Source organism: Stenotrophomonas sp. YJH_SMC_105-26, assembly GCF_059368915.1.
In genome coordinates, this window is record NZ_JCAFSD010000007.1 from 132230 (window position 1) to 146314 (window position 14085).

Sequence of the window (14085 nt, forward strand, 5' to 3'; positions counted from 1 at the left end):
GCCGCTGGCCGGCATTCCTTCGGTTCCCGGGCGCCAAGAGGGAGCCGGCCAGCGGCCGGCACTACCCTTCGCTGGGCTGCCCCAGCGCACACCCTCACACCGCCTCCCGCCCCACCGGTTCGATACTCGCGCGGTCCACCCTTCCGAGGATGCTGCAATGGCTGCCGTGCTCGCCCGTACCTGCCTGTCCGCGTTGTGCTGCCTGGCCCTGCCCGCCCTGGCCCAGGATGCCTCGTTCGGCTTCGGCGAACAGACCACCCACACCGACCAGACCACGCAATCCAGCAGTACCCGGACCCAGAGCAGTGGCGCGGTGACCACCCAGACCACCACCAGCGGCAGCTCGCAGTCCGGGTCACGCAGCGAAAGCAAAGAGATCGACGTGGGCTTCGGTTTCCACGACGACAACGACGACTGGGGCCGCGACCGCCACCGTGGCGGCCGCGATGTGCGCGACAGCGATCTGTTCGGCAGCTGGACGCTGGGCCAGGAGAACGGCAACACCTGCTCCATCGAGCTGAAGAACATCGAGTGGTTCGGCGGCTACAGTGCCTACGTGCCCGCCGGCTGCCCGGATGGCTTCTTCTCGGCCAACCGTTGGGTACTGTCGGGCAACCAGCTGCTGCTCACCGACACCAGCAACACCGTGTTCGGGCGCTTCCGCGCGTCAGGCGGTGGGCGCTGGACGGGCTACCGTGAATCGGATGGGGCGCGTTTGTACCTCAATCCCAAGGGGCACTGATCGCGCCGTGCACGCAATGGGCACGCGCTGATCGGGAAGATCAGGCGTCCGCCCCGCCCCGCCGCCGAAATGTCCGCTCCCACCGGTTCCCGTCTGGTCATCTATGCCGCCCTCGCGGGCAACCTGGCCATTGCCATCGCAAAGTTCATCGCTGCCGGCATCTCCGGCAGCTCGGCCATGCTCAGCGAGGGCGTGCATTCGCTGGTCGACACATTGAATGAACTCCTGCTGCTGTACGGGCTGCGCCGTGCCGGCAAGGCGCCAGACCCGGTACATCCATTCGGCTATGGCCGCGAGCTGTACTTCTGGAGCTTCATCGTCGCCCTGCTGGTGTTCGCCGCTGGCGCCGGCGTCTCGGCGTACGAGGGCATCCAGCACATCCGCCGGCCGGAGCCGGCCACCAACCACGCGTTGAGCTACAGCGTGCTGGGCATATCCATCCTGTTCGAGGGGGCCTCCTGGTGGGTGGCGCTGCGCGAGTTCCGGCGTACCAAAGGCAGACTTGGCTACTTCGAAGCCTTCCGCCGCAGCAAGGATCCGTCCACCTTCACCGTACTGCTGGAAGACAGCGCTGCGTTGCTTGGGCTGGGCTTCGCGTTGATCGGCCTGGTGGCCGCGCAGGTGCTGGATATGCCGGTGCTTGATGGTGTGGCGTCGCTGTGCATCGCCGGCGTGCTGGCCGCAACCGCCTTCCTCCTGGCCCGTGAAACCAAGGGCCTGCTGGTTGGAGAGCCTGCCCACCCTGCGGTGGCCGAGCGGATCATGGCGGTGGCCGAAACCGATCCGGACCTGCGTCGCGCGAACGGCGTGACCACCATGCAGATGGGACCGGAACAGGTCGTGGCCATGCTCAGCGCCGAGTTCGAGGACGATCGGCAGACCCCACAGATTGAAGCCTGCATCACCCGCATCGAAACGGCGGTAAAGCGCGAGTATCCGGAGCTGGTGGCACTGTTCATCAAGCCGCAGACGCCCGAGGTCTACGCCGCCCGGCGCGCCACGCTGGCGGCACCGTCCGCGCCGGAATGACGCTGCGTCTGCGCCCGTTTCACCAGTCCAATGCCACAGTGCCACCAACATCTGCCCGAGCCTGCCTCTACCGTGCCGGATTGGTTGCCCGCCTCTCTCCAGATCCTCCCGCGCAGCTTCTACCGGCGCCCGCCCGTCGAGGTTGCGCCCGAGCTGCTCAACAAACTTCTGGTCCGTGACGATGGCCGAACGGGTCGCATCGTTGAAGTCGAAGCGTACGCAGGCAGCGTCGATCCGGCGGCGCACTCCTATCGCGGGCAGACGCCGCGCACGGCCAGCATGTTCGGTGAGGCCGGCCACCTGTATGTCTATTTCACCTACGGCATGCACTGGGGCAGCAACGTGGTCTGCGGAGAGGTCGGTGAAGGCGTGGCGGTGCTGCTGCGGGCCATCGAGCCGCTGGCGGGCCTTGAGCGCATGCACGAGCTGCGCCCCGCCGCGCGCCGGGATCACGATCTGGCCAGCGGCCCCGGCAAGCTCTCGCAGGCATCCGGGCTGGACCGCAGTTTCGACGGCGCCGACCTGGTGACTGGCAGCCATGGCATCGTGATCGCAAGCGATGGGACCCCGCCTCCGTCCGACCCGGCAATTGGTCCACGCATCGGCATCACCCGCGCGGTCGATTTCCCTTGGCGCTGGCACATCCGTGACAATCGTCACGTATCGATTCAGCCACGGCGTACTCCCGCCCCTGCGAGGAAACGATGATGACCCCGCTCGACAAACCTCTGCGACGCGAACTGGACATCGATGGCCGGCCCCATACCCTCACCGTGGACCCCGAAGGCTTCAAGCTGGTCGAAAAGGGGCGACGCAAGGGCATCACGCTACGCTGGCAGGACCTGGTATCCGGCGATGCCGCACTGGCCACCGCCCTGCAGGCATCGCTCCAGCAACACTGAGCGGGCGCGGCCACCTCACATCGGCATCACTCCGCCATGGCGATACATAACGCCGTGCGCACTAGCGTAGCGCCAGCCAGCCGCCGCAACCGCCCTCGCCACCCAGCCCTGAAAAGCGCCATGGACGAAGCCGAACGTCTGCTCGAAATCGAACGACTGCACCTGCTGGATACGCCCCCTGAGCCGGTGTTCGATGCCATCGTCGCCGCCGCCCGCGCCGCGACCGGCATGACCATGGGGCTGATCACCGTGGTGGCCGAAGACCGGCAGTGGTTCAAGGCCAATATCGGGCTGGAGGGCGTCACCGGAACGGCCCGCGAGATCTCCTTCTGCACGCATGCGATCCGCCACGACGAGCTGTTCGAGATACCCGACGCGCGCCAGGATCCTCGCTTCTCGACCAATCCCCTGGTGACCGCCGGGCCGCGCATCCGGCATTACGCCGGCATCCCGCTGGGCTCGGCCCATGGTGCACGCATTGGCACGCTGTGCCTGCTCGACCCGATGCCCGGCGTGCTGTCCCCCTCCCAGCGCGAACTGATGGTGCATCTGGCGCGGGTCACCACCCAGGTGCTGGAACAGCGCAGTACCCTGATGGCGCAGGTTGGCCAGGCGAAAGCGCTGCATCGCGAGCTGAAACGCAGCGAAGACTTCCTGGAGCGGACCAACCGCGCCGCCCGGGTGGGCGGCTGGGAGATGGACCTGGTCACCAACGAAGTGCGCTGGACCCGCGAGACCAAGCAGCTGCACGGCGTGCGCAGCAACTTTGAACCGACGCTCGACACCGCGCTGTCGTTCTATCGCGAAGACAGCCGCAACATCATCCGCGCGGCAGTGCAGCGTTGCATCGACGAAGGCACGTCCTGGGAGGTGCAGCTGCCAATGACCACCGCCGACGGGCGCGCGATCTGGACCCGGGTGGTCGGCAGCCGGCAACAGGTCGACGGCCATCCACGCCTGGTCGGGGCGATCCAGGACATCACGGACGAGCGAGCCGCGCTCGACGCGCTGGAAGCGAGCGAGACCCGCTACCGGCGACTGTTCCACTACAGCCTGGGCCTGATCTGCACCCACACGCTGGACGGGACATTGACCTCGGTGAATCCCGCGGCAGTGCAGTCGCTGGGCTTCGAGGAAAGCCAGATGGTCGGGCGCAGCCTGTGCGACCTGATGCCACCGGAAAAACGCGAGGGCTTCAAGGCCTACCTCGCTCGGATCCAGGCGAACCACACCGACGCTGGCGTGATCGAGCTGATTGCCGCCGACGGTACGCGCCACTACTGGGCGTACCACAACGTGCTCGACAGCGAGGCCAGCCCGCCCTACGTGCTGGGGCATGCACAGGACGTCACCGCGCTGAGGATGCAGGAGCAGCAGCTGCGCGAAATGTCCTTCAAGGATCCGCTCACGCAGTGCTACAACCGGCGTTACCTGCACCGCCTGGATGAACTGATTGATGAGCGCTGGGCCTGCGTGATGTTCGATCTGGACCACTTCAAGCACATCAACGACACCCAGGGCCACCGCCGCGGCGATGCCGTCCTGGTCGAGTTCGCCACCTTCCTGCGCTCGCCGCTGGGCAAGGAGGAGACGGTGGTGCGGCTGGGCGGCGACGAATTCATGGTGGTACTGGTCGCGCCCGCGGATGGCCGGTTGAGCGAACTGGAGCACTGGTACCAGGACCACGCTGCGCTGTCGCCCAGCGCTTTCTCGATGGGTGCAGCCATCAACACAGCCGGTGAGCCCGTGGCCGACACCATCCAGAAGGCCGACAGCCGCCTCTACCGGACCCGCGCGCGCGTGCGCCGCGAGCGGCGCGAAGGCCCTGCCGCGCGTTGATCACGCCGCCCGCACCGTCACCCACGTCGGCGCGTGGTCGCTGGCCTTCTCCTGCAGACGCACCCAACGGTCGACGCCAGCGTCCTTCAGTCGCTCCGCCAGTACGGGATTCAACAGCAGATGATCGATGCGCAGCCCACGGTCGCGCTCGGCATGTTGGCGGAAATAGTCCCAGAAGGTGTAGATCGTGGCGTCGCCGTGCACCTTCCGCAGCGCATCGGTCCAGCCCTGCGCGAGCAGCCGCTCGAAGGCATCGCGAACCTCGGGCTGGAACAGCGCGTCGCGGCGCCAGGCCTTGGGGTCGTAGACGTCGGCTTCGGTGGGAATCACGTTGAAATCACCCAGCAGCAGCGCCGGGTGCGGCAGTTCGACCAGGCTGCGCGCATGCCGGATCAGGCGCTCCATCCAGCGCAGCTTGTAGTCGAACCTGGGCCCGGGCTGCGGGTTGCCGTTGGGCAGGTAGAGGGCACCCACGATGACCCCGTGCACCGCCGCCTCCAGGTAGCGGCTCTGCGTGTCGCTGGGCTCGCCGGGCAATCGGCGGCGGCTCTCGACCGGCGTGGTCCCGCGAGCCAGCAACGCCACGCCGTTCCAGCGCGCCTCACCTTGCCAGAGCGCACCGTACCCAGCCTCCTCCAATGACGCAGCCGGAAACGCGGCGTCGGTCGCCTTCAGTTCCTGCAGGGCAACCACGTCCGGCGATTCCCTGTGCAGCCAGTCCAGCAGCTGTGGCAGGCGCGTGCCGATGCCGTTGACGTTGAACGTGGCAATACGAAGCGTCTTGCGTCGGGCCATGCAGGAAGCCTCCTCGGTGCCGGGAATGAGCATTCACTCTGCGCGCCCGGGCATGCACGGGCCGTGGATGCCACGTCATGATGCGGTGCCATTCGTTTCACGAACCGCTGCCACGCGCGACAGCAGGCTGGTCATCCGTGAACAGTGCCGGAGAAGCCCATGGCGGTGCGTCCGCTGCGCGCCATCTACCAGATCGACCCCTACCTGTTCCGCGACAGCGACGGCCGCGGCTGGGGCACGCTGGATGGCATCACGGAAAAGCTGGACTACCTGCAGTGGCTTGGCATCAGCCATGTCTGGCTGCTGCCGTTCTACTGCAACGCCGGCCGCGATGGTGGCTACGATGTCACCGATCACTACCGTATCGATCCGCGCCTGGGCGACCAGGCCGCGTTCCAGCGCCTGGTCGATGCCGCCGACGCACGTGGCATCGGCATCATCGTCGAACTGGTGATGCAGCACACCGCCAGCGCGCACCCGTGGTTCGTCGCCGCGCAGCAGGGTGACCCGGCCTGGCGCCGCTGGTACCTGTGGAGCGACCACATGCCTGACGACGGCCTGCAGCCGATGTTCCCGCCGATCGAGGCCTCTGTCTGGACATGGGATGCCGAGGCCGGCGCGTTCAACCGGCACATGTTCTACCGGCACGAGCCGGACCTCGACCTGGCCCATGCGCCGGTACGCGAGGAACTGCTGCAGGTAATGACGTTCTGGCTGCAGCGCGGCGTGGCCGGCTTCCGCGTCGACGCGGTCCCGTACATGGTCGAGCGCGCCCGCCACGCGGACCCGCGCGACGACGGGCTGTGGCTGCTGGAGGCGATGCGCGCCACGGCAGACGCGCAGCAACCAGGGCTGCCACTGATCGGCGAAGCGGATGTCCGCGCGTCCCGCTACGGTGACTTCCTGTGCCACGGGCGGCGGCTTTCGCACCTGCTGGATTTCCACCTCAACAATCACTTCTTCCTGGCACTGGCACGCGGCGATGCCAGCGAAGTGGCCCGGGTCATGGCCGAATACGGCCCGCACGCGCCGCCTGACACACGCATTGCCTGGCTGCGCAACAATGATGAACTGGACCTGGAGCAGCTGGAGCCGGATGAGCGCGAAGCGGTGATGGAACGCTTCGCTCCTGAGCGTGGCATGCGCATCTATGGCCGTGGCGTCCGCCGCCGGCTGGCACCGATGCTGGACGGCGACATCGCATGGCAGGCAATGGCCTGGGCGGCGCTGCTGTCGCTGGGCCAGGTGCCGGTGATCCGCTATGGCGAAGAGATCGGCCTCGGTGATTGCCTGGAGCTGCCCGAACGCAATGCCGTGCGCATGCCGATGCACTGGCACGGTAGCCCAGGGGCTGGGTTCACCGACCAATCGCGGCATGCCTGGCGCGCGCCACCGGCGGACGGCCCCTACGGTTACCGCACGGTGAATGTCGAGGCGCAACGCGCGACGCCGGGCTCACTGCTGCTGCGGGTGCGCGAGCTGCTGCAGCAACGCAATGCCCATCCCGTGCTGCAGCAGGGGCCACACACGCTCGACCCACCCTCACCCGCGCTGCTGATGCTCCGCTTCGGTGAGGCACCCCATCAGGCACTGGCACTGATCAACTTCGGCGACAACCCGGTTGAGGTGGACGTACCCCTGCACGGCCCGCTGCACACGCTGGTGGTCCACGGCGCCAAACTGCAGGGTCGTCGCTGCTACCTGCAGGGCCATGGCTATACGTGGCTGGCTGCCGAGGGTGCCTGAGTGCGCAGCGCAGGCAGTACGTGTTCGGCGAAGTCGTCGATGAAGCGTTCCTGCTCGCGGTTCACGTTGTGCAGGTAGATGCGATCGAACCCCAGGGACTGCAGCTCCTGCAGCCAGGCCCGATGCTGGCCCAGGTCTGCCGAGACATGCACGTGCTCGCGCACCACCTCGGCGCTGACCGATCGGGCCTGTGCTTCGAACTGTTCGGGCTGGTCCAGGCCTTCGGCCAGTTCCGGCGGCAGCACGTTGGCGCTCCACTGCTCCATCGCGCCTTCCAGCGCCGCCTGTTCGGCGCGCGCGTAGGAGAGCTTGGCCTGCAGGTACATCGGCTTGCCCCTGCCGCCGCCGTCCTCGAACGCCGCCACCACACGCCGCAACTGCGCCAGTGGCTGGCTGATGGTGATCAGGCCATCGGCCCAGCCCCCCATCCAGCGTGCGGTTTCCTCGGTGACGGCCGCCCCCAGCAGCGGCAGGGGAAGCGCCGGGCGACTGTAGAGCCGTGCCTGGCGCACCCGGAAGCCACCGTCGTGGTCGACCTGCTCGCCGCCCCACAGCCGCCGCATCACCTCGGCCGCATCGCGTAATGCCTTCTGCCGCTCGCGCTTGGCTGGCCACGGCTGGCCGGTGATGCGCTCGTTCAGGGCCTCGCCGGTACCCAGCGCCAGCCAGATCCGGCCCGGCGCCAACTGCTCCAGCGTCGCCGCTGCCTGTGCCACCAATGCCGGGTGCTGGCGCAGCATCGGGCAGGTCACCATGCCCAGGGTCAATGCGCTCTGCACCGCCAGCGCGCCGGCCCATACCCAGCTGTGGCCGGACTGCCCTTGCGCGGTCGTCCACGGGTGGAAATGGTCCGAGCACATCAAAGCCTCGAATCCCGTCTGTTCGGCGCGCAGCGCCAGGCCCAGCAAGGTGGCGGGCGGGAACTGCTCATGCGATGCGTGGTAGCCGATGGTCATCACGGATTCCGTGCGGGGACTGGACACGATGGCAACACCCCTCCAGCTAAAACGGCGTCATGGAAACGAACACTTCCTGCATCGGGCATCGACGCTGGGCTATCGCCGAAGGCTACATTCCAGCCTGGAGCAACGGCCCGTCGCCGGAGATGCAGAGTCACGAAACCTGCTGCGTCCTCAATGCGGGCAACGAGGACGCGCATGTCACGCTGACCCTCTACTTCGAGGACCGCGATCCTGTCGGTCCCTACCGGATCACCGTGCCAGCACGACGCACCTGCCACCTGCGCTTCAACGACCTGCAGGATCCGGCGCCGGTACCACGCGGCACCGGCTTCGCCACCCTCATCGAATCCGACCAGCCGATCATCGTGCAGCACACGCGGCTGGATTCGCGGCAGCCGGCCAACAGCATCATGACCACGATCGCCCATCCCTTGTGAAGCACCGTGCGCAGTCGTCCACGCTGCCACGACACCGCGCCCTCCGGCCGTTTACCCGCTCCGAGCGAGACTGCCGCCAGGTTCCCTTTCGGAGAGTGACGATGGCCCTGCCCGACTACCCACGTCCGCCCTTCCCGGCGCAGCAGCAATCCTTCCCCGGCAAGACCGCGCAGATGCAGCCGCGGCCGGACCACGGCGAGGACAGCTACCGCGGCCATGGCCTGCTGCAGGGCAAGAAGGCACTGATCACCGGCGGTGACAGCGGCATCGGCGCAGCGGTGGCCATCGCTTTCGCGCGCGAGGGCGCCGACGTCGCCATCGCCTTTCTTGATGGCGAGCAGGACGACGCCCGCCATGTGCAGCAGCAGATCGAACAGGCCGGGCGCAAGGCCGTGCTGGTGCCCTGTGACATCAGCGACCCAGCGCAGGCGCGCTCGCTGGTAGACCGCGTGGCCAGCGAGCTGGACGGTCTCGACATCCTGGTCAACAACGCGGCCTACCAGCGCTACTACGAGCACTTCGACGACATCACCCTGGATGACTGGAAGCGGACGTTCGATACCAATGTCCATGCCGTGTTCAATCTGACGCGGTTGTGCGTGCCACACCTCCGCGGTGGCGGCGCGATCATCAACACCGCATCGGTCAATTCCAAGCGACCGACCCCGAACATCCTTCCGTACTCTGCGACCAAGGGCGCCGTCGCCAACCTGACGCTGGGGCTGGCGGGCCTGCTGGCCGAGCATCAGATACGCGTCAACGCCGTGCTGCCCGGCCCGATCTGGACGCCGTTCATTCCGGCAGGCATGGCCGCCGAAGAGGTCGAGCAATTCGGCTCGCAGACGCCGTTCGGCCGACCCGGGCAGCCCGCGGAACTGGCCTCGGCCTACGTGATGCTGGCTTCGGACAGCGCCAGTTATACCTCCGGTGCCTTGCTGACCATCTCCGGCGGCGCGGCAACGTTGTGACCGCCCATGGCCGGACTGCCTGCCTGGATCGCGGATTGGCTGCTGGTGGTGGTACCGGTGGCCGAGGTGCTGGTCATTCTCGGGGTGGCCTGGCTGATGGTGCGTGCACTGGCGTGGCTGCTCGTGCAGGCCCGGCAGCGCGGCAGGCTGGCTCCAGAGCTTCATGTGGGCCTGCGCCGCGGCGGTGCTTTGCTGCTGTATCTGGCGGCTGCGCTGCTGATACTGGAGCGACTTGGCGTTTCGCGATCGGTGCTGTGGACCGCGCTGACCGGGTTCATGGCGGTCGGTGCGGTGGCGTTCTTCGCCGCATGGAGCGTGTTGTCCAACCTGTTCTGTTCGTTCCTGATCGTGGCTACGCGCCCGTTCCGCATCAACGACACGATCGAAGTGCTGGAAAGCGTGGACAAGCCGGGCCTGTGCGGCCAGGTGGTGGACATCAACCTGATCTACACCACGCTGAGTGACCGTGGCGAAGGCGCGCGCGGTTGCCTGCTGCGCGTGCCGAACTCGTTGTTCTTCCAGCGCATCACCCGGCACTGGGGTGACAGCGGCTATTCGCAGCTGCCGGGCAGCCTGCCGACAAAGGGCAAGGTACGCTGAGCAGCTGTAGAGCCGAGCCCATGCTCGGCTCGCTGCGCGCAGCGCAGGGTGCGTCGCGGCCGAACGGAGCGCAGCCGAGCGTGGGCTCGGCTCAACAGGTGCCACAGCGGGCGACCCTACTCCGCCGCCAATGCCTGGATCGGGTCCAGCTGCGCGGCATTGCGGGCCGGGAAGTAGCCGAAACCCAGCCCGATTGCCGACGAACATGCCAGCGCGGCGAGCACCGGCCCTGGCGTGAACAGGAACGGCACCCCCAGCGACAGCAGGCTGGACAGCGCCCCTACGGCGAAGGCCAGCAGTACGCCCAGCACGCCACCGGACAGGCAGATCAGCACGGCCTCGATCAGGAACTGGCGCAGGATGTCGCCCTGCCGGGCCCCCACTGCCAGCCGCACACCGATTTCGCGCACGCGCTCCTTCACCGACACCAGCATGATGTTCATCACGCCCACGCCACCGACCACCAGCGCCACCGCCGCAATCGCCGAAACCAGCGCCGCCATGGTCTGGCTGGATTTCATCACCGCCTTGCGGATCTGGTCCGAGTTGTAGATGAAGAAATCGCGACGACCATGCAGGCGCTCCAGCTCGGCGCCCAGCGAGGCCTCGGCGGCATTGGTGGGTACGTTGTCGCGTACGCGCACGGTGATGCTCTCCAGGCGCTGGCTGCCCAGCAGCCGGGAGGCAGCCGACGTATAGGGAACGTAGACGGTTGGCGTGGCCCCACCGGCGAATGCATTGGCACCCACCACGCCGATCACCTCGACCGGCATGCCGCCCAGCAGCACCGTGCTGCCGATAGGGTTGCCAGCGAACAGTGCCTTCGCTGCCTTCTGGTCGACCACGCCCACTGCCCGATGCGCCTCCACCTCGGCATCGGTGAAAAACCGGCCGGCCCTCAGGCGCAGCCCGCGCACGCGCGGCAGATCGGCACCGGCGCCCAGCACCTGCGTATTGGCTCGTCGGCCGCCCTGCAGTGCTGCTACCGAACCGCTGAGGTTGGGGCTGACACTGTCCACGTAACTCAGGGCGGCCAGGTGATCGGCATCGCCTACCACCAGCGTTTCGATCTCCGCCGAGCGCGGGTCACCGAAATCGGCGCCCGGGAAGATCTCCAGCGTGCTGGCGCCCAGCGCGTTTATCTGCGCCTCGACCTGCGCCTGCGCGCCTTTGCCCAGCGCAACCACGGTCACCACTGCGGCCACGCCGATGATGATGCCGAGCATGGTCAGCAGGGTGCGCAGGCGATGGGCCAGCATCGAGCGCACTGCCATGCGCGTCGCCTCGCGCACGGCATCGATGCGGGCGCGCCGCTCGGTAGCCGCCGTGGGTGTGCGCCCCGGTTCGTCCGCACGCCGCCGCACCGAAGGGCCGCGCTCCTGGCAATCCGCCACCACACGCCCATCGGCGATCTCGATCACCCGTGACGCGTGGGCAGCAATCGCCGCATCGTGGGTGACCAGGATCACGGTATGGCCCTGCGCATGCAGGCGCTTGAGCTCCGCCATCACCTGCCTGCCACTGGCATGATCCAGCGCGCCGGTCGGCTCATCGGCCAGCACGATCGCGCCGCCGTTCATCAGCGAGCGTGCGATGGAGACGCGCTGCTGCTGGCCGCCGGACAACTGGCTGGGCCGGTTCGCGGTCCGCTCGCCCAGGCCGAGCGTTTCCAGCAGCAGGCGGGCACGCGTGGTGCGCGCATCGGCCTCCACCCCGGCATAGACGGCGGGCAAGGCCACGTTCTCGGTGGCACTGAGGTTCTCCATCAGGTTGTAGCGCTGGAAGATGAAGCCGAAGTGCTCGCGGCGCAGGCGCGCCAGCTGGTCAGGCGACATCTGCTCGGTCGCAGCCCCCTCCACGCGGTAGCTGCCTTCGGTCGGCCGATCCAGGCAGCCCAGGATGTTCATCAGCGTGGACTTGCCCGAACCCGAGGGGCCGATGATGGCGATGAACTCGCCGGCATCGATGCGCAACGAGACCTCCTTCAGCACCACCACCTCGCCGGCGGCCGAGCGATAGGCGCGCGATACGCCCTTCAATTCCAGCAGTGCGTCGGCCATGCTCACATCCCCAGCAGGCTGGTGGGTTCGGCATCGCCACCGCTGGGCGCCTGGCCGACCACCACGTTCTCGCCCGCTTCCAGGCCAGAGAGGATCTGCACGGCGGTGGCGGTGCGCAGGCCGGTAGTCACAGCGCGCTCGTGGACGCGGCCTTTCGCATCGACTACCCGCACGGTTGCGCCGTTGCCGTTCTTGTCGTCGGACTCGCCCAGGGCGGTCAGCGGCACCTGCAGTGCATTGGCCACGCGTGCCAGCTGGATCGTCACTTTCACCGTCATTGAAGGCTTCAGCATCAAGCCCGGATTGGCCACGTCGAACAGCCCCGCGTAGTACACCGCTTTCGGCGTCTGCGCCGATCCGCCGCTGTTGCCGCTGGACGCGTCGGCAATCGACGACGGCGCTGGCTCAAGCTGCTGCAGGTGCGATTCATAGCGGCGCCCGCTCGGTCCCAGCGTCGAGAACCACAACGGTTGGCCGGGTGCGATCAGTTCCACGTCAGCCTCGGCGATCTCGGCACGCACCGTCATCGTGTCCATCTGTGCCAGCATCACGATGGTCGGCGTGGTCTGCATCGAGTTCAGCGTCTGTCCCGCCTTGGTGACGATGGCCACGATGTAGCCCTCGGACGGCGACACGATACGGGTGTAGCCCAGGTTGATGCGGGCGGTTTCCACCTGGGTCACCGCCTGGTCGATCTGCGCCTGCAACGCAGCGGCATCCGCGCGCGCCGCATCGCGCGCCACACGTGCCGCTTCGAAGCCTTCCTGCGAGACCAGCCGCGACGCCACCAGCTGCGATTGGCGATCGTACGTGCGAAGGGCCTGGCGGTAGCGCGCCTGGCTGGCCGCATGTTGCGCACGCAGCGCGTTGGCGGCGGCTTCGGCACTGCGCAGGGCAATGCGCTGCGGTTGTGAATCCACTTCGGCAATCAGGTCGCCGGCCTGCACGTGCTGGCCCAGCACCACATGCAGGCGCGTGACCTGCCCGGAGACCTGCGCGCCCACGGCCACCAGTTCTTTCGGATTGACCCGGCCGACCGCCTGCACGGTCTTTTCCAGACCGGCGACCCTTGCCGGTGCGGTGATCAACGCGGCATCCTCGCCATCGGCAAACGCCCACCAGCAACCGCCGCCGGCAAGAACGGCCAGCGTTGCGGCAATGATCCAGGTCCTGCGGTTGTTCATCGAAGCTTCCGGGGGTGCGTGCAGTCGCCCGGTGCGACCGCCAGGGCCGCAGTCTGGAAGCCCCAGGTGGATGCTTCTTGGAGCGGCTGTGGAGATTGAATGGAGACGCGACCGCCGTTCAGGCACCGCGTCGGCGGCTGAATCCATGGCGCGGCTCCACGCAATCTCGACACAATCTCGACCGAGTCTCCATCAACGGTCGCTAGCCTCGTCGGCCTCGCCGACTGCCAGCCTGCCGTGCCCCTTTCCTACCCGGACCTGCCACCCCTCGATGTGCGCCGTGCCTACCTGGCGTGGTGTGCGCCTTCGCCGTGGTTGATCGCACTGGTGCTGGCATCGACCAGCACATGGATGTGGGTCGCACCGTATCCGCGACTGCCGTTGCTGGCCGGCTTCGGGGCCGCCGCCCTGCTGGGGTTCCGCAGTGATGGGCCCGGACGCACCCGCCGCCCCGGGTCGCTCGCATCGCTGGCCTTGATCGGCCTGGCATTCTGGTCGGCAACACCTCCGGCCGCCAACGTCAACCTGCATCTGCTGCTTGCGCCCGCCACCGCCGTGGTCGCCGCCCTGCTGGCAGTGCGCCTGCGCGCCATCGTGGGCATGGCCTCGCGGCTGCAGGCCCGGGTGAACGCCACCCCCATGGCCTCGCGCTGGAACGCGCTGCCTGCCGCGGTGTCTACCCTGACGCTGCAGCAGCTGCGCGGCGCGGGTTCGGTGGACCCCAGCCTGCAGCGCACGCTGGTGCTGGCCACGCTGGCCTGGGCGGCCAACGAAGAGGCGCAGGCCAGGGAACGCCGACGATGACCCTGCCCCTGATCCGG

At 67.7% G+C, this 14085-nt stretch carries 14 protein-coding genes; 10 read left to right on the forward strand and 4 right to left on the reverse strand.

Annotation, left to right across the window (positions count from 1 at the left end; translation table 11 throughout):
* The first annotated feature begins 157 nt into the window (after positions 1–157).
* The 5 genes from AC5P7F_RS16340 to AC5P7F_RS16360 all read left to right on the forward strand — a co-directional run bounded on the left by AC5P7F_RS16340 (position 158) and on the right by AC5P7F_RS16360 (position 4512).
* The gene (locus AC5P7F_RS16340) at positions 158–742 is read left to right on the forward strand and encodes an AprI/Inh family metalloprotease inhibitor (protein WP_134808907.1); all 585 of its coding nucleotides are present in this window, start codon (positions 158–160) and stop codon (positions 740–742) included.
* A 69-nt stretch (positions 743–811) separates the two neighbouring features.
* The gene (locus AC5P7F_RS16345) at positions 812–1771 is read left to right on the forward strand and encodes a cation diffusion facilitator family transporter (protein WP_100450112.1); all 960 of its coding nucleotides are present in this window, start codon (positions 812–814) and stop codon (positions 1769–1771) included.
* A 72-nt stretch (positions 1772–1843) separates the two neighbouring features.
* Entirely contained in the window at positions 1844–2479 is a 636-nt protein-coding gene (locus AC5P7F_RS16350; protein ID WP_495204177.1) for a DNA-3-methyladenine glycosylase, read from the forward strand.
* Positions 2479–2673, forward strand: coding sequence for a hypothetical protein (locus tag AC5P7F_RS16355; RefSeq protein ID WP_164077687.1), 195 nt, complete (start codon positions 2479–2481; stop codon positions 2671–2673). The genes AC5P7F_RS16350 and AC5P7F_RS16355 overlap by 1 nt, the downstream gene beginning before the upstream one ends.
* A gap of 120 nt (positions 2674–2793) precedes the next feature.
* Positions 2794–4512, forward strand: a complete 1719-nt coding sequence (locus AC5P7F_RS16360) for a sensor domain-containing diguanylate cyclase (protein WP_014647269.1) — start codon at positions 2794–2796, stop codon at positions 4510–4512.
* Here AC5P7F_RS16360 and xth read toward each other — a convergent pair whose 3' ends face one another.
* Positions 4513–5307, reverse strand: coding sequence for an exodeoxyribonuclease III (xth, locus tag AC5P7F_RS16365; protein ID WP_014647270.1), 795 nt, complete (start codon positions 5305–5307; stop codon positions 4513–4515).
* 159 nt (positions 5308–5466) lie between these two features.
* Here xth and AC5P7F_RS16370 point away from each other — a divergent pair, with 159 nt between their 5' ends.
* Positions 5467–7053, forward strand: coding sequence for an alpha-amylase family glycosyl hydrolase (locus AC5P7F_RS16370; protein ID WP_164077686.1), 1587 nt, complete (start codon positions 5467–5469; stop codon positions 7051–7053).
* On the opposite strand, the gene AC5P7F_RS16375 is transcribed toward AC5P7F_RS16370, so the two are convergent.
* Positions 7023–8009, reverse strand: coding sequence for a TIGR03885 family FMN-dependent LLM class oxidoreductase (locus AC5P7F_RS16375; RefSeq protein WP_164077685.1), 987 nt, complete (start codon positions 8007–8009; stop codon positions 7023–7025). The two genes, AC5P7F_RS16370 and AC5P7F_RS16375, sit on opposite strands and share 31 nt — an antisense overlap.
* A gap of 59 nt (positions 8010–8068) precedes the next feature.
* Here AC5P7F_RS16375 and AC5P7F_RS16380 point away from each other — a divergent pair, with 59 nt between their 5' ends.
* The 3 genes from AC5P7F_RS16380 (at position 8069) to AC5P7F_RS16390 (ending at position 10020) form a co-directional block, all read left to right on the forward strand.
* The gene (locus AC5P7F_RS16380; protein ID WP_014647273.1) at positions 8069–8452 is read left to right on the forward strand and encodes a sensory rhodopsin transducer; all 384 of its coding nucleotides are present in this window, start codon (positions 8069–8071) and stop codon (positions 8450–8452) included.
* Between the two features lie 101 nt (positions 8453–8553).
* Positions 8554–9420, forward strand: a complete 867-nt coding sequence (locus AC5P7F_RS16385) for a glucose 1-dehydrogenase (RefSeq protein ID WP_012480369.1) — start codon at positions 8554–8556, stop codon at positions 9418–9420.
* Positions 9421–9426: 6 nt separating this feature from the next.
* Complete coding sequence (locus AC5P7F_RS16390; RefSeq protein WP_142234787.1) at positions 9427–10020, forward strand: mechanosensitive ion channel domain-containing protein; 594 nt, start codon at positions 9427–9429, stop codon at positions 10018–10020.
* A gap of 116 nt (positions 10021–10136) precedes the next feature.
* Here the strand turns inward: AC5P7F_RS16390 and AC5P7F_RS16395 are convergent, their stop codons facing one another.
* Complete coding sequence (locus AC5P7F_RS16395; protein ID WP_481462569.1) at positions 10137–12080, reverse strand: MacB family efflux pump subunit; 1944 nt, start codon at positions 12078–12080, stop codon at positions 10137–10139.
* A gap of 2 nt (positions 12081–12082) precedes the next feature.
* Positions 12083–13264, reverse strand: coding sequence for an efflux RND transporter periplasmic adaptor subunit (locus AC5P7F_RS16400; protein WP_164077683.1), 1182 nt, complete (start codon positions 13262–13264; stop codon positions 12083–12085).
* A gap of 237 nt (positions 13265–13501) precedes the next feature.
* On the opposite strand from AC5P7F_RS16400, the gene AC5P7F_RS16405 reads away from it, so the two are divergent.
* Positions 13502–14068, forward strand: coding sequence for a hypothetical protein (locus AC5P7F_RS16405; RefSeq protein WP_197602784.1), 567 nt, complete (start codon positions 13502–13504; stop codon positions 14066–14068).
* Positions 14069–14085: the final 17 nt, after the last annotated feature.

What these genes read in the sequence shown, in the direction of transcription:
- AC5P7F_RS16345 (WP_100450112.1), top strand. Translation starts at nt 812, where the DNA reads ATGTCCGCTCCCACCGGTTCCCGTCTGGTCATCTATGCCGCCCTCGCG.
- AC5P7F_RS16390 (WP_142234787.1), top strand. Translation starts at nt 9,427, where the DNA reads ATGGCCGGACTGCCTGCCTGGATCGCGGATTGGCTGCTGGTGGTGGTA.
- AC5P7F_RS16340 (WP_134808907.1), top strand. Translation starts at nt 158, where the DNA reads ATGGCTGCCGTGCTCGCCCGTACCTGCCTGTCCGCGTTGTGCTGCCTG.
- xth (WP_014647270.1), bottom strand. Translation starts at nt 5,307, where the DNA reads ATGGCCCGACGCAAGACGCTTCGTATTGCCACGTTCAACGTCAACGGC.
- AC5P7F_RS16375 (WP_164077685.1), bottom strand. Translation starts at nt 8,009, where the DNA reads ATGACCATCGGCTACCACGCATCGCATGAGCAGTTCCCGCCCGCCACC.
- AC5P7F_RS16370 (WP_164077686.1), top strand. Translation starts at nt 5,467, where the DNA reads ATGGCGGTGCGTCCGCTGCGCGCCATCTACCAGATCGACCCCTACCTG.
- AC5P7F_RS16355 (WP_164077687.1), top strand. Translation starts at nt 2,479, where the DNA reads ATGACCCCGCTCGACAAACCTCTGCGACGCGAACTGGACATCGATGGC.
- AC5P7F_RS16385 (WP_012480369.1), top strand. Translation starts at nt 8,554, where the DNA reads ATGGCCCTGCCCGACTACCCACGTCCGCCCTTCCCGGCGCAGCAGCAA.
- AC5P7F_RS16400 (WP_164077683.1), bottom strand. Translation starts at nt 13,264, where the DNA reads ATGAACAACCGCAGGACCTGGATCATTGCCGCAACGCTGGCCGTTCTT.
- AC5P7F_RS16395 (WP_481462569.1), bottom strand. Translation starts at nt 12,080, where the DNA reads ATGGCCGACGCACTGCTGGAATTGAAGGGCGTATCGCGCGCCTATCGC.
- AC5P7F_RS16380 (WP_014647273.1), top strand. Translation starts at nt 8,069, where the DNA reads ATGGAAACGAACACTTCCTGCATCGGGCATCGACGCTGGGCTATCGCC.
- AC5P7F_RS16360 (WP_014647269.1), top strand. Translation starts at nt 2,794, where the DNA reads ATGGACGAAGCCGAACGTCTGCTCGAAATCGAACGACTGCACCTGCTG.